The sequence below is a fragment of the Pseudomonas sp. W2Aug9 genome (assembly GCF_023127755.1).
Classification (GTDB): Bacteria; Pseudomonadota; Gammaproteobacteria; order Pseudomonadales; family Pseudomonadaceae; genus Aquipseudomonas; species Aquipseudomonas synxantha_A.
In genome coordinates this window covers 527476-543027 of record NZ_SPKL01000020.1, presented here as the reverse complement: position 1 = coordinate 543027, position 15552 = coordinate 527476, and the positions used below count along the sequence as shown (strand labels likewise).

The window sequence follows — 15552 nt, the reverse complement described above, 5'->3', positions numbered from 1 at the left end:
TGCCGCCAGAAGCGTCAGTGATCTGGACCGTCTGGGTGCTCTTATCGATAAACACATCATCGGTCGGCGCAGGCACGGTCACGGTGCCGACGGTATCGCCGGCCTTGATAGTGATCGACGAGCCGTTATCCAACTTCAACGTAACGTCAGTGCCCGCCTTGTTGGAAAGCGTAGCGGTGTACGTAATCTGCCCGCCCTCATTCGCCTCGGTCGGCGCAGTCAGCGTAACGGTAGTTGTGTCGATCGAATCGGTGATCGTGGTGACTGCCGCAGTTGTGCTCGGCACCAGGCTTTCAAAGTTGCCGCCAGTCGCGCTGGTAATGGTGGTGCTGACCGTGCTGCCGTTGACGTAGACATCATTGGGCGCGGTGTCCACGACCACGCTGCCGACAGACTCGCCAGCCTTGATGGTGATTACCGAGCCATTGCTCAAGGTAACGTTTACCGGGGTTTGCGCCGGGTTGGTCAAGGTGGCGGTGTAGGTGATCTGGCCACCTTCGGTCACGGTCGAGCTTGCGGTCAGGGTGACGGTGGTGGCATCGATCGAATCAGTAATGGTGGTGACCGCAGGCGTAGTGCTCGGTACCAGGTTTTCGAAGTTGCCGCCGGTTGCACCGTTAATGGTGGTGCTGACGGTCGAACCGTTGTTATAGACGTCGTTAGCCGCAGTATCGACCACAACGGTGCCGGTTGACTCGCCAGCCTTGATGGTGATCACCGAGCCATTGCTCAAGGTGACATTCACCGGGGTCTGCGCCGGGTTGGTCAGGGTGGCGGTGTAGGTGATCTGGCCGCCTTCGGTCACGTTGCTGTTGGCTGTGAGGGTAACGGTGGTGGTGTCGACCGAATCGGTAATGGTGGTGACCGCAGGCGTAGTGCTCGGTACCAGGTTTTCGAAGTTGCCGCCGGTTGCACCGGTAATGGTGGTGCTGACGGTCGAACCGTTGTTATAGACGTCGTTAGCCGGAGTATCGACCACAACGGTGCCGGTCGACTCGCCAGCCTTGATGGTGATCACCGAGCCATTGCTCAAGGTGACATTCACCGGGGTCTGCGCCGGGTTGGTCAGGGTGGCGGTGTAGGTGATCTGGCCGCCTTCGGTCACGTTGCTGTTGGCTGTGAGGGTAACGGTGGTGGTGTCGACCGAATCGGTAATGGTGGTGACCGCAGGCGTAGTGCTCGGTACCAGGTTTTCGAAGTTGCCGCCGGTTGCACCGGTAATGGTGGTGCTGACGGTCGAGCCATTGTTATAGACGTCGTTAGCCGGGGTATCGACCACAACGGTACCTGTCGATTCACCGGCCTTGATGGTGATCACCGAGCCATTGCTCAAGGTGACATTCACCGGGGTTTGCGCCGGGTTGGTCAGGGTGGCGGTGTAGGTGATCTGGCCGCCTTCCGTCACGGTATTGCCCGCCGTCAGCGTGACGGTGGTGGTGTCGATGGTGTCGGTGATCTGCGTTACGGCCGGGTTAGGGTCGATGGTCAATACCAGGTTGCCGCCGCCGGTGGTACCGGTAACGCCGACGCTGATCTGGCCCGGGTCGATGTACGGGCTGTCGTTAGGGGCCAGAGGCACATTGACGGTGCCGGTCAACTGGCCCGACGGGATGGTAATCACCGCGCCATTGGTCAAGGTGACGGTCAGGTCGCTGGTGGAGGGCCGCGTCACGGTGGCGGTGTAGGTCAGCACGCCGCCCGCTTCGGTGATGGTTGGCGTCGCGCTCAGGGTCAGGGTCGAAGGCTGCAGCACCTGGTTGCCCGAGTCCGCCGAGCCTGGCGCTCCGCTCAGGGCGTTGAGTGCCGAAGTGCCTTGGCCGATAGGCGCGGTGGGGAAGCCGATGGTCGGGTCGACACGGCCGGCGGTCGCGTCCAGCACCACGAAGCTGTGGCCACCCCCGGCGGCACCATTACCGGCAGCGTTGGCGCCTGCGGCGGTGGCTTCCAGGTCGGTGGTCGGGTCGGCGCCGGCGGCGATGGCTTGTTGCAGCTCGGCAACCGATGGTGCGGCTTGCTCGGCAGCGGCGGCCAAGTCGGCGCTGGAGTCCGGCAGATCGGCGCTCCACTGGGTTTCCCGGCCCAGGTCCAGGATGCGGCCGTCGGCCAGTTCCAGGCTGACTGCGCCCGACATGCCTGTGTCGATCTGGTCGCCTGCAAACAGACGGTCACCTTCTACAAGGACGCGACGTGTTCCTTCCGGAGAAATAACGAAAACTTGACCAACAATGCTTTTGACGATGGCAACAACACTGCTCATTAAAATTTTCTCCGGCGATCCGTTTCGACAAATTCCATTTCGCAGCGCGCTATTAGCGCTGCCAATTGGGAGGGCGTAGTCTATATATGTATTGACGTCAAATATTTGGCTAGATTTTTTAGCGATCTAGTTTGTGCCAAAGTATTGACCTTATGGTCGCCATCCTAAACAATCGCCTCTGTAATGTCACATTGATATTTATGCGGCGAACCGTCCTACATGTGTGAAGCAGTTCCGCTTTTTGAACTTTCCGACGTACGGTCATTACGGTAGCCATTATCCGACGCAGCGGTACTCATCGCTGTGATTTGAGACAAGAAGTCCTGGGGAATTTTTTAATGCGTCTGCACCTGTTCAAGGCAATACCGTTCGTTCTCGCCGCCAGTTTCGTACAAGCCCAGACACTGCCCCAAGCCATGCAGCAGGCATTGGATGTACACCCGGAAATCCAGGCGGGTGTAAACAGCCGTATCGCCGCCGATTACCAATTGCGCGCCGCCCAAGGTGGTTACCTGCCGCGTGTCGACCTGAACGCCGGTTACGGTCGTCAAGGGACTGACAACGCCACCACCCGCGCCAACAACCCCAGCGGCAACCACTGGGACACGCTCAACCGCGGTGAATCCAGCCTGCGTCTGCAGCAAATGATTTTTGACGGTTTCGCTACCTCCAGCGAAGTCGGGCGTCAACAAGCCAACGTTAATTCCCGTGCCTACTCCTTGCTGGGTACTTCCGAGCGCACAGCGCTGACCGTTGCTCAGGTTTACCTGGAAGTGCTGACCCGTCGTGAGTTTGTGCGCCTGGCCGAAGACAACCTGCGCAACCACGAGCGCATCTACGATCAGATCAAGTTGCGCACGGAGCGCGGCGTCGGCAACGGTGCCGACCAGGACCAGGCCGAAGCGCGTCTGGCCCAGGCCCGCAACAACTTGATCACCGAGCAAACCAACCTGGCCGACGCGCAGGTCAACTACCTCAGCGCCGTAGGCCAGATGCCGGACCAACTCGAGCGCCCGGCCCCGTTCATGGCCATGCTGCCGGCAGACCTGAATGAAGCCCGTCGCCAGATGCTCGACAACAGCCCGGTCCTGCGCTCGGCCGAGTCGGATATCTCCGCCGCCGAGAAGCAGTACGAAGCCGCCAAGTCCACCTTCTACCCGCGCTTTGACGCCGAGCTTGGCACCAACGCCGACAACAACGTCTCCGGTGATCCCAACCACAGCAACGGCTGGGAAGCCATGGTGCGCATGCGCTTCAACCTGTTTGCCGGTGGCAGCAACAAGGCTGACCTGCAATCGAAGTCCTACCAGGCCAACCAGGCTCTGGATATTCGCAACAACGCCTTGCGCCAACTCAACGAAGAGCTAGGCTTGGCCTGGAACGCCTTGAGTAACGCCAACGCGCAATTGCCGGTCGCCCAGCAGTATGTGGATCACAGCACCCGCGTACGCACGTCCTACCAGCAGCAGTTCAGCCTTGGCCAACGTACCCTGTTGGATTTGCTCGACAGCGAGAATGAATTGTTCACCGCTTCCCGCCGCCTGGAAGAAATCAAGAACATTCAGTTATTTACTCAGTACCGAATCAAGGCGACCATGGGCGAATTGCTCAAGAGCCAGGGAGTGGTCGCACCGATGGCCTCCGTCGTGCAGAACGACGTGAAACCTAAAGTCCAACTGCCTGGGATGAATTGAGCCACCCCAATAGCCCCATCTGTTAGTCGAGAGTGCACCGCGTGGAATCTGAAATCGGTCGAGTTCATCTCAGTCATGATCCACGCGCTTTGCACGACGACCCGTTGCTCGACGGGTTGCTGGCGCTCTGCGCACTGCACCAGAAGCCTGCCAGCGCGGCCATGCTCACCACTGGCCTGCCGCTGCCCTCGCAACGCTTGAGTGCTGAACTGCTGCCGCGTGCTGCTGCGCGGGCCGGGCTGCAGGGCCGACTGTTGCAACGCAAGCTGGAACAGATCCCGACGATTGCATTGCCGGCCCTGCTGTTGCTCAAGGACGGGCGCAGTACCGTGCTGGTGGGTTGGCAGGGCGATGATGAGGCGCGGGTGCTGCTCAGCGAAAGCGACGGCGGTGAAGTGCTGATCAAGCGCGAGGCATTGGCCGACGACTACATCGGCAAGGTCTTCTTCGCCCAGCCGCAACACAAATTCGACGTCAACCACGGCAGCCTGATTCCACGGGCGCGTTCGTGGTTCCGTGACACCCTCATGCGTTCGCGCTGGCTCTACACCGACGCCATCGCCGCCAGCTTCCTGATCAACATCATCGCCATGGCCGCGCCGCTGTTCGTGATGAACGTGTACGACCGCGTCGTACCGAACCAGGCCACCGCCACCCTGTGGGTGTTGGCCGTGGGCATCTGTGGTGCATACCTGTTCGACCTGATCCTCAAAAGCCTGCGCAGCCTGTGCCTGGACCTGGCCGGTAAAAAAACCGACCTGATCATCTCGGCCACGCTGTTCGAACGCATCGTCGGCATGTCCATGAAGTACCGCCCGGCGCGGGTCGGCAGCTTCGCCCAGAACATCCATGAGTTTCAAAGCCTGCGCGATTTTCTCGCGTCGCTGACCCTCACCAGCCTGATCGACCTGCCGTTCACGCTGCTGATCTTTATGGTGATCGCCATCCTCGGCGGGCACCTGGTGTGGATCCCGGTGCTGGCGTTTCCGCTTGCCCTGGGCATCGGCTACGCCTTGCAAAAGCCCTTGGTGGCCACCATGGAACGCACCATGGCCCTGGCCGCTGAACGCCAGTCGAGCCTGATCGAAACCCTCGCCGGGCTCGATGCGGTCAAGGTCAACAATGCCGAGAGCGAGCGCCAGTATGGCTGGGAACAGACCATCGGCACCCTGAGCCGGCTTGAGCTGCGGGTGAAATTGCTGTCGGGCCTGTCGATGAACATGACCCTGCTGATCCAGCAATTGGCCGGCGTGATCATGATCGTATTCGGCGTGTACCAAATTATCGACGGCAACCTGAGCATGGGCGGCCTGATTGCCTGCTACATGCTCAGTGGCCGCGCCTTGAGCCCGCTGGCTTCGCTGTCGGGCCTGCTCACGCGCTACCAGCAGGCCAAGGTCACCATGACCTCGGTGGACCAGATGATGGAGCTGCCTCAAGAGCGCAATTTCGAAGAGCGCCCCATGAGCCGCCGCACCCTGCAAGGCGCCATCGAATGCCGGGGCCTGAACTTCACCTACCCCAACCAGCAGAACCTGGCGCTGAAGAACATCAACCTGGTGATCAAGCCAGGGGAAAAAATCGGCATCATCGGTCGTAGCGGCTCGGGCAAAAGCTCCCTGGCCAAACTGATTGTCGGCCTGTATCAGCCTGACTCCGGCGCACTGCTGGTGGACGGCGTGGACGTGCGCCAGATCGACGTCAGCGAGTTGCGCCATAACATCGGCTACGTCGCCCAGGACATTCAGTTGCTTGCTGGCACCCTGCGCGACAACCTGGTCAGCGGTGCGCGCTACGTCGAAGACGAAATGGTGCTGCAAGCCGCCGAGCTGGCCGGTGTACACGAATTCGCCCGTCTGCACCCTCAGGGCTACGAGCTGCAAGTGGGCGAGCGTGGTCAGAACCTCTCCGGCGGCCAGCGTCAGAACGTTGCCCTGGCCCGCGCGCTGTTGCTCAACCCGCCCATCCTGCTGCTGGACGAACCCACCAGCGCCATGGACAACACCGGTGAAGAACGCTTGAAACAACGCCTGCAAGCCGTGGTGCAAAACAAGACCGTGGTGCTGGTCACGCACCGAGCCTCACTGCTCTCGCTGGTGGACCGCCTGCTGGTGGTCGACCGTGGGCAGATTCTCGCGGACGGCCCGAAAGCCGTAGTCATGGAAGCGTTGAAGAAGGGGCAGATCAGTGTTGCTTAAGTCCATCAAGAGTGCGGTCGGCCGCTATTTCAAAGGCGCCGACTCGCTGCAGGGCCAGCCCCTGCCCGAGGTCAACAAAGCGCTGATCGAAGATGCCCCGCGCGTTATTCGCCTGACCATCTGGGCGATCATCGGGTTTTTCGTGTTCCTGGTGGTTTGGGCGGGTTTCTCCCAGATCGACGAAGTGACCCGTGGCGACGGCAAGGCGATTCCGTCGTCCAAATTGCAGAAAATCCAGAACCTGGAAGGCGGTATCGTCGCCGAGCTGTACGTCAAGGAAGGCCAGATCGTAGAGGCCGGTGCCCCGTTGATTCGCCTCGACGACACCCGGTTCGTTTCCAACGCCGGAGAAACCGAAGCCTTGCGCCTGGCCATGCAACTGCGCGTCGAGCGCCTGAGTGCGCAGGTGGATGATCGCCCACTGAACATCCCCGACGACGTACTCAAGGCCGCGCCGAGCCAGGCTGCCAACGAGCGCTCATTGTATGAGAGCCGACGCCAGCAACTGAAAGACGAAGTCGGCGGCCTGCAAGAGCAACTGGTACAGCGCCAGCAGGAACTGCGTGAATTCACCTCCAAGCAAGGCCAGTACCGCAGCCAGTTGTCCCTGCAACGCCAGGAAATCAACATGTCCGAGCCGCTGGTGGCTCAGGGCGCGGTATCGCCGGTGGAAGTGCTGCGCCTCAAGCGTGCCGAAATGGAAACCCGTGGCCAACTGGATGCCACCACCCTGGCAATCCCCCGCGCCGAATCGGCGATCAAGGAAGTGCAGCGCAAGATCGACGAAACCCGTGGCAAATTCCGCAGCGAAGCCCTGACCCAGCTCAACGAGGCTCGTACTGAGTTGAACAAGGCCGAGTCCACCGGCCGTGCGTTGGAAGACCGCGTCAGCCGTACCCTGGTCACCTCGCCGGTGCGCGGGGTCGTCAAGCAATTGTTGGTCAACACGGTCGGCGGCGTGATCCAGCCGGGCAGCGACATGGTCGAAATCGTGCCGCTGGACGACACCCTGCTGGTGGAAGCCAAGATCCGCCCGCAAGACATCGCTTTCCTGCACCCAGGGCAAGAAGCCGTGGTCAAATTCACCGCCTACGACTACACCGTCTACGGTGGGCTGAAGGCCAAGCTCGAACGCATCGGTGCCGACACCATCACCGATGAAGACAAGAAAACCACTTACTACATGATCACCCTGCGTACCGACCGCAGCCACTTGGGCACCGATGAGAAGCCGTTGCTGATCATCCCGGGCATGGTTGCCTCGGTGGACATCATCACCGGCAAGAAAAGCATCCTCAGCTACCTGCTCAAACCGATCATCAAGGCGCGGGCCGAGGCGTTGCACGAGCGTTGATCTTCAGCGCCTGTACCGACCTCATCGCAGGCAAGCCAGCTCCCACATTTGAATGTGTTCGCAAATCAAAATGTGGGAGGGGGCTTGCCCCCGATGAGGCCATCAGCATTCCCCAGCACCTCAAACCAAACGCCATATCGATATGCCCTAACAGTATTTAAACTTCCATTCTTATACCTATAAATTCACTTCCCTGTTCGCCGGGAGTGAATCCAATGTCCGCCACCGCTGCTGCCCCCACCACTGCCCAAACCTTCGATGTCCGGCCCTTCCCCGGCAGTGTAGGCGCCGAGATCATTGGCCTGGACTTATCCCGCCCGGTCAATGACCAGGACTTTGCCCGTATCCACCGCGCACATCTGGACCACCACGTCGTGGTGTTCCGCGACCAACGCATCACCCCCGAACAACAGATCGCTTTCAGCCGTCGTTTCGGTGTGCTGCAGATCCACGTGCTCAAACAATTCCTGCTGGCCAATCACCCGGAAATCCTGATCGTCTCCAACATCATCGAGAACGGCCAATCCATCGGCCTGGGGGACGCGGGCAAGTTCTGGCACTCGGACCTGTCGTACAAGGAACTGCCCAGCCTCGGCTCGATGCTGCACGCTCAGGAACTGCCTGCCGAAGGCGGTGACACCCTGTTCGCCGATATGCACAAAGCCTGGGAGCAACTGCCCGAGCACCTGCGCAAAGCCGTTGCAGGCCGCAGTGCTGCGCACTCCTACACGGCGCGCTACAGCGAGACCAAATTCGAAGGCAACTGGCGCCCGACCCTCACCCCCGAACAACTCGCCCAGGTCGCCGAAGTGGTGCATCCCATCGTACGAACCCACCCTGAAAACGGCCGCCAGGCGTTGTTCGTCAGCGAAGGCTTCACCACCCGTATCGTCGGCCTGCCCGATGACGAAAGCCGTGAGTTGCTGGCCCAGCTCTATGCCCACAGCGTGCTGCCGGAAAACATCTACCGCCACCAGTGGCAGCCCCACGACCTGGTGTTCTGGGACAACCGCTCGCTGATCCACCTGGCCGCCGGTTGCCCAAGCCACCTGCGCCGCAAGTTGTACCGCACCACCATCCAGGGCGATGCGCCTTTCTGAACCGGTAAAGCCTGCTACGATTGCGCCCAGCTCACTCCCCACAGATCACGAGTGCTTGGCATGCAATTACCAGACATGAACCTGCTGGTCGCCCTCGACGCGTTGCTCGATGAGGGCAGTGTGGTCGGCGCCGCACGGCGGATGAACCTCAGCCCGGCGGCCATGAGCCGTACCCTCACGCGTATCCGTGAAGCTGTCGGTGACCCGATCCTGGTACGTGCCGGTCGCGGCCTGGTGCCGACGCCCAAGGCGCTTGAGCTGCAAGGCCAGGTACGCAACGTGGTGGAGCAGGCGGCGTTGCTGTTTCGCTCGGCGGATCAAGTCGATTTGAGTACCTTGCGCCGCCGTTTCAGCGTACGCGCCAATGACTTTTTTATTGGCGTATATGGCGGTCGCTTGTTCGACACCATGGAGCGTGTGGCCCCGCTGTGCGAGCTGCGCTTTGTGCCTGAAGGCGACACCGACGACGAAGCTCTGCGCGAAGGGCGCCTGGATCTGCGTGTGAGCAACACCATGCCGGTCAGCCCCGAAGTGAAGGTGCAGAACCTGTTCTCCACCACCTTCGTCGGCCTGGCGCGACAAGATCACCCACTGTTCGACGAAGAGATCACCGCCGCACGCTTTGCCAGCTATTCCCATATCAGCATCTCGCGCCGCGGCATCGCCCGCGGGCCGATCGACACCGCGCTGAACGAGCAGGGCCTGGAGCGCCGCGTGGCGATGATCGCGCCGGGCTTCCACGGTGCCATGTTCATGTTGCCGGAATCCGACCTGATCATGCCGGTGCCCAAGGAAGCGCTCCTGAGCGCCAAACGCCTGAACTTGCCATTGCGTGCATTCCCGCTGCCGATCTCCTTGCCGACCCTGGTATTGGCCCAATCCTGGCACCCGCGCTTCGACAAAGACCCCGCGCACAAATGGCTGCGTGAAACCATGCGCGAGAGTTGCCACGCCACCTGGCTGGAAGCCCAACCCAACTAAAAACCTCAAGCCATGCACAATCAAATGTGGGAGGGGGCTTGCTCCCGATAGAGGTGTATCAGCTTCACATCAGGTGGCTGTCATACCGCCATCGGGAGCAAGCCCCCTCCCACCTATGGATTGCGCCTGGCGCACTTATAAACTTCCGATAAGTAACTTTTTGTCATGCTATAGCCTGATTAAACTGCTCAGGTATTTCTCATTCCGAGTTACTTGTTCATGACATCCCTCGCTGCCCCCGCTTTTCAGGCCGCAGCCAAACCTGTTGCCCCGGCCCCGCCCGTGTTCGGCCCGCGCATCATCATCGGCCTGGTCGGCGTGTTGTTGGCGGTGCTGGTGTCCGGTCTCAACGAGATGGTCACCAAGGTGGCGCTTGCCGATATCCGCGGTGCGCTGTACATCGGCTTTGATGAAGGCACCTGGCTGGTCGCCGCCTACACGGCCACTTCCGTGGCGGCCATGGCCTTTGCGCCGTGGTGTTCGGTGACGTTTTCCCTGCGCCGTTTCACGCTGTGCGCCATCGGCTTGTTCACCGTGTTGGGCATTCTCTGCCCGTTCGCACCCAACTACGAAAGCCTGCTGCTGCTGCGTACCGTGCAAGGCCTGGCCGGTGGCGCGCTGCCCCCGATGCTGATGACCGTGGCACTGCGTTTTCTGCCGGCCAACGTCAAGCTGTATGGCCTGGCCGGCTACGCCCTGACCGCCACCTTCGGCCCGAGCCTGGGTACTCCGCTGGCGGCGTTGTGGACCGAATACGTCGGCTGGCAGTGGGCGTTCTGGCAAATCGTCGCGCCGTGCCTGCTGGCGATGGTCGCCGTGGCCTATGGCATACCGCAGGACCCGCTGCGCCTGGAGCGTTTCAAACAGTTCAACTGGCGCGGCCTGCTGCTGGGCTTTCCGGCGATCTGCATGTTGGTGATCGGGCTGTTGCAGGGCAATCGCCTGGATTGGTTCGAGTCGGGCCTGATCACCTTCCTGTTGTGTGGTGGCACGCTCTTGCTGGTGTTGTTCATGCTCAACGAATGGTCGCAGCCAATACCCTTCTTCAAATTGCAGATGCTCGGCCTGCGCAACCTGGCCTTCGCCCTGATCGTGCTGGCAGGCGTGCTGATGGTGCTGACCTCGGTGATCATCATCCCCTCCAGTTTCCTTGCCCAGGTCCAGGGGTACCGGCCGTTGCAAACTGCGCCGGTGATGCTGCTGATGGCGTTGCCGCAATTGATCGCGTTGCCGTTGGTGGCGGCGCTGTGCAACCTGCGCTGGGTCGATTGCCGCTGGGTGCTGGGGATTGGCCTTGGCATGTTGGTGCTGTGCTGCATCGGCAGTTCGCACCTGACTTCGGCGTGGATCCGCGACGATTTTTATGGCTGGTACCTGTTGCAGATTTTCGGCCAGCCGATGGCCGTGTTGCCACTGCTGATGTTGTCCACCGGCAGTATTCAACCCATCGAAGGGCCGTTCGCTTCGGCCTGGTTCAATACCGTCAAGGGCCTGGCCGCTGTGATCGCCACTGCGGTGCTGGATACATTGACCACCCAGCGCGGGCATTTCCATTCAACCATGTTGGTGGACCGCCTGGGCAATTCGCCCCTGGCCGACACTGAGGCTCCGGGCCTCGCCCACCGCTTGCACGAGCAGACCGTGGTGCTGACCTCTTCGGATCTTTACGTCGTCATGGCCGGTGTCGCGGTGGCGTTGATCCTGCTGATTTTCTGGATGCCCACGCGGATCTATCCGCCTCGCGCTCCGGCCTGACCACAAGGACTTTCCATGAAACGCAAAGACAAAATTGCCGTCTCCGTTATTGCTGTATTTGCCGTTGGCGTACTGGTTTATCTGGTTGCGCCGGGCGTACTGGGCAGCAAGCACCAGACCACCAACGACGCCTTCGTCGCCGCCGACTTCACCCTGGTGGCGCCGCGGGTGGCGGGCTTCATCAAGGAAGTGCTGGTAGAAGACAACCAGCGCGTCAAGGCCGGCCAACTGTTGGCGTTGATCGACGACCGCGACTTTCGCGCCGCCGCCCAGGCCGCCGATGCCGACACCTTGGTCGCCCAGGCCCAGTTGAAAAACGCCAGCGCGACCCTGGAGCGCCAGAGCTCGGTGATCGCCCAGGCCCAGGCCACTGTCGCGGCGGATCGCGCCGAAGTCGCCTTCGCCGAACACGAACTGAACCGCTACAACCACCTCGCTGGCGTCGGCGCAGGTACCGTGCAGAACGCCCAACAAGCCAAGACCCGTATCGACCAGGCCACCGCACGCCTGGCCAAATCCACCGCAGTGCTGGCCGCCGAACGCAAGCAGGTGGAAATCCTCACCGCCCAGCGTGACGCCGCCGAAGGTGGGCTCAAGCGCGCCCAGGCGGCGTTGGAAATGGCCAGTTATCAGTTGTCCTACACGCGCATTGTCGCGCCGGTCGATGGCATGGTCGGCGAGCGAGCGGTGCGGGTCGGCGCCTATGTGACCCCGGGCAGCAAGATCCTCGCGGTCGTGCCGCTGGCCGAGGCCTATGTGGTAGCCAACTTCCAGGAGACGCAACTGTCGCATATGCACGCGGGGCAAGCGGTGCAGGTCAGCGTCGACAGCCTTGACGGCGAACTGCTCAAAGGCCATCTGGAAAGCCTGGCGCCGGCCACGGGGGTGACCTTTGCCTCGGTCAAACCGGACAACGCCACCGGCAACTTCACCAAGGTGGTGCAGCGTATTCCGGTGAAGATCGTGCTTGAGCCGAACCAGCCATTGACCGAGCGCCTGCGCGTCGGCATGTCGGTGGAAGCCAGCGTCGATACGCGGCCGGTCGCGCAACAGCGTGAGGTGGCCCAGCAATGAAACACGTCGCCTGGCTCACCTTAAGCCTGATCAGCCTGAGTGCCTGCACGGTCGGTCCCGACTTCCAGCGGCCCGAGAGCCCGCAGATCAATCAGTGGAGCGAACCCCAGGGCCGACAAGCTGCCAGCCGTGCCGTTAGCGATCCCTTGCAGGAGCGCTGGTGGGACGTGTTCCACGACGCGCAGCTTTCCGCCCTGACACGCCGGGCCCTCAGCGATAACCTCGACTTGAAACTGGCCAGCAGCCGCCTGCAACAGAGCCGCGCCGTACGCCAGGTGACCACCGCCGAGCGTTACCCCAATGTCGATGCGGGTGGCGGCTACCAGCGCAAACGTAACAGTGGCAAAGGCTTGAACGACCCTTCCGGCGAGAACGGCCGTTCGGCCTTCAACCAATGGGACATGGGCTTCTCGGCCTCTTGGGAGCTGGATTTCTGGGGCCGGGTCAAGCGTGAAACCGAAGCAGCCGACGCCACGCTGGAAGTCGCCGAAAACGACCGTCGTGCCGTGCTGTTGTCGGTGTTGGCCGAGACCGCCCAGGACTATATCCAACTGCGCGGCGTACAAAATACCCGCGCCGTCACCGAGCAAAACCTCGACGTCGCCCGCCACAGCCTCAAGCTCTCGCAACTGCGTCTGGCTGATGGCGTAGCGACTGACCTCGACGTGGCCGAAGCCGCCGCCCAGGTCGCGGCCATCGAAGCGCGTCTGCCGGATTTGCAGCAACGCCAGGACCAACTGATCAACGCCCTGAGCCTGCTGATGGGCGAACCGCCCCAGGCCTTGCACGCGCAGCTGTCCAAGGACGCCGCCGTGCCGCAAACCCAGCGTCAGGTCGCCATTGGCCTGCCCTCGGAGCTGGCCGAACGCCGTCCCGACATCCGCCAGGCAGAAGCGCGCTTGCACGCCGCCACTGCCAGCATCGGCGTGGCCAAGGGCGACTTTTACCCGCGCATCACCCTGTCCGGCAGCCTCGGCTCCCAAGCCATGCAACTGTCGGACTTCGGCTCCTGGGGCTCCCGCGCATTTGCCCTCGGCCCGCAATTAAGCCTGCCACTGTTCAACGGTGGGCGCCTGCAAGGCATGGTGGATTTGCGCGAAGCCCAGCAACAGGAAGCGGCCCTTGCCTACCAGCAAACCGTGCTGCGCGCCTGGCATGAAATCGACGACCAACTGACCCGCTACAACGCCAGCCAATTGCGTCGCGACAGCCTGGCCGAAGCGGTGCGCCAGAACCAGATCGCGCTGACCACCGCGCAACACCAGTACGTCGAAGGTGTGGCGGATTTCGTCAATGTACTCACCGTGCAAAGCGCATTGCTGGCAACTCAAGAACAGTGGGTGGAAAGCTCCACCGGCGTGTCATTGGCCATGGTCGGGTTGTACAAGGCGCTGGGAGGAGGGTGGGAGTCGGTGTATCCGTTGCCAGTCGCTCAGTAATGAGGGTGCGCTTTGTTGCAGCCCGAGATCCTTGATCCTAAGCGAGGTCTGCTGCAAACCGGGTACACACATTGGAAAGCATGCGCACATCGGCACCGCTACAGCCTGCCGCTTCGAAAAAGCCCGAGGCTTCTCGCACGACGGCATACATATCCGTGACGATGGACCTTGCTTCATCCGCCCCCAACCCAAAGCGTTCAGGCGTACTCAGCAAATTGCTGACAGACGATACCCTGCCCTCATTCCCGATGATCAACGCCTGCAAGCCTAGTTGCGTGGGGTGGGGCAACACGTCAAATACTGGCGCAAGGGAATAGCCCGAGGCGCTGGTCAGCAGAAGCCCGGTTTGTTTCAGGTGGTCGTCGCTATTGCCGATCAGCACATTGAAGGCCATACGCTTGTAAAGCTCACGCATGTCAAAGGTGGCATCGTCGCAGACCTTCTTCAACACGTCGGCGATCCTGGAATAGGAAACGGCACTCTCAACCGCGTCAACTCGCATTCGCGGCTTCTCAGTGCTGACCAACGAATTGCAGCTGACATAGTGCTCGCGTCCAGCCCCCTCATGCCGGTCAAAACGTTCGACCATCAAGACCGGTTTGCCGCCTACCTCCACCAACTTGTGCCCCGCTGCGGGTAGGCCTGCCGCGTTCGCCATTTGAAGGCTGGCGAATTCCGCCCGTGGTTGATCGAAAACATCGTCGCTACGGCCGAATTTAGCAATCCATTCCTTACCTTCGTGAGTCACGGTGACCTTCGGCCTGGCGCCGCCCATGGAACTGCCGAATTCGAATAGTCGTGCGATTTCCGCAGGCAGGTCGACATTACCTTTTTCGACTTGATCGAGGCCCACCATGATTTTCTCAAGGTCTTCAAATCGCGGAGGTTGGTGCAGAGTCGGCAACAGGTTTCTTGACGCACTGAACAGCAGGCAGCCCACTCCCGCACCCCGCGAAGCAAGGAGCCATTCAACTTCGTTTTGTGGATGCTGTTTGTGGGTCGCCAGTAGAACACGCCGACCCCAATTGTCGGGCGTTGCGTCGTCGAGCACACCAAACATGCGTGTCGAGGAATACTGGTTAGGGGTCAGTGGCAGGCTAAGCGGGTCAATCGCAAATGCGTTGGGGCGCGCAAGCCAGCTGTTGGCGTAGCGAAAAACGAATCCGCTTGCGTGCATGGCCACCTCACCAACAGGGACCGGATCACCGACTGAGTGAGCTGAAAAAACGAATGCGTTACCAATCGGCTTCCAAGACATCAGGTTCCCCTTCTGTGCGAATTCGGTCGGGCTCACGGGCGAGGCTCATGGTAATCCCAACCTGGTCAAGTTCTGGTGACGCAATGCTCGCCATACCTTCTTCCAGGTCCATCGCGCTAAGCACATTCATCAGCACGCCGAGGGATACGCCTGCTTCTCCCTGTCTCAGCCGCTGATACGTCTGTCGTGTAATGCCCGCCCGGCTGCATATGGTCGAGATTTTCAAACGGCGACGAATACGGGCTATTTCGATACCGTTCCCGATACCTCTCATCAGTTCAGCGCTTCTCTCTGAGATATACCCTTTGTGGGGGTATGGCTTGCCTTTTTCATGCATGATATATCACCCCTTAAAGCAGTAAGGGCAACTTATATCATTCAACTTGCTAAGGCCACACGCAAAAAAAACCGGTTTGATAGACGGTTTTTTTCCATGTTTGGA

The 15552-nt window shown here is 60.9% G+C and carries 11 protein-coding genes; 8 read left to right on the top strand and 3 right to left on the bottom strand.

The genetic code is table 11. The annotated features are described in order from the left end of the window. Positions 1-2257, bottom strand: a 2257-nt coding sequence (locus tag E3O56_RS16070; protein WP_248128544.1) for a retention module-containing protein, incomplete at its 3' end; no start/stop codon positions are given. A gap of 338 nt (positions 2258-2595) precedes the next feature. Between E3O56_RS16070 and E3O56_RS16065 the strand changes: the two genes are divergently transcribed. The 8 genes from E3O56_RS16065 (at position 2596) to E3O56_RS16030 (ending at position 13852) form a co-directional block, all read left to right on the top strand. After that, complete coding sequence (locus tag E3O56_RS16065; RefSeq protein WP_032878517.1) at positions 2596-3951, top strand: TolC family outer membrane protein; 1356 nt, start codon at positions 2596-2598, stop codon at positions 3949-3951. A gap of 41 nt (positions 3952-3992) precedes the next feature. Continuing rightward, positions 3993-6149 carry a type I secretion system permease/ATPase gene (locus E3O56_RS16060; protein ID WP_005783538.1) on the top strand — a complete coding sequence of 719 codons (2157 nt, stop codon included), beginning with the start codon at positions 3993-3995 and terminating at the stop codon, positions 6147-6149. Continuing rightward, entirely contained in the window at positions 6139-7503 is a 1365-nt protein-coding gene (locus E3O56_RS16055; protein WP_248128543.1) for an HlyD family type I secretion periplasmic adaptor subunit, read from the top strand. Before E3O56_RS16060 ends, E3O56_RS16055 begins: the two co-directional genes overlap by 11 nt. 215 nt (positions 7504-7718) lie before the next feature. Further along, positions 7719-8603 (top strand): TauD/TfdA family dioxygenase, encoded by an 885-nt coding sequence (locus E3O56_RS16050; RefSeq protein ID WP_248128542.1) that lies wholly within the window; start codon positions 7719-7721, stop codon positions 8601-8603. 60 nt (positions 8604-8663) lie between these two features. Beyond that, positions 8664-9584 carry a LysR family transcriptional regulator gene (locus E3O56_RS16045; protein WP_078819966.1) on the top strand — a complete coding sequence of 307 codons (921 nt, stop codon included), beginning with the start codon at positions 8664-8666 and terminating at the stop codon, positions 9582-9584. 219 nt (positions 9585-9803) lie between these two features. After that, positions 9804-11339 (top strand): MFS transporter, encoded by a 1536-nt coding sequence (locus tag E3O56_RS16040; protein WP_032878512.1) that lies wholly within the window; start codon positions 9804-9806, stop codon positions 11337-11339. Positions 11340-11354: 15 nt separating this feature from the next. Beyond that, on the top strand, positions 11355-12413 hold the full coding sequence (locus tag E3O56_RS16035) for an HlyD family secretion protein (RefSeq protein WP_032878511.1): 1059 nt from the start codon (positions 11355-11357) through the stop codon (positions 12411-12413). Continuing rightward, positions 12410-13852, top strand: coding sequence for an efflux transporter outer membrane subunit (locus E3O56_RS16030; RefSeq protein ID WP_032878510.1), 1443 nt, complete (start codon positions 12410-12412; stop codon positions 13850-13852). Before E3O56_RS16035 ends, E3O56_RS16030 begins: the two co-directional genes overlap by 4 nt. Before the next feature lie 37 nt (positions 13853-13889). Here E3O56_RS16030 and E3O56_RS16025 read toward each other — a convergent pair whose 3' ends face one another. Continuing rightward, positions 13890-15146 (bottom strand): type II toxin-antitoxin system HipA family toxin, encoded by a 1257-nt coding sequence (locus E3O56_RS16025; protein ID WP_248128541.1) that lies wholly within the window; start codon positions 15144-15146, stop codon positions 13890-13892. Continuing rightward, positions 15088-15447, bottom strand: a complete 360-nt coding sequence (locus tag E3O56_RS16020; RefSeq protein WP_103734057.1) for a helix-turn-helix transcriptional regulator — start codon at positions 15445-15447, stop codon at positions 15088-15090. Before E3O56_RS16020 ends, E3O56_RS16025 begins: the two co-directional genes overlap by 59 nt. Positions 15448-15552: the final 105 nt, after the last annotated feature.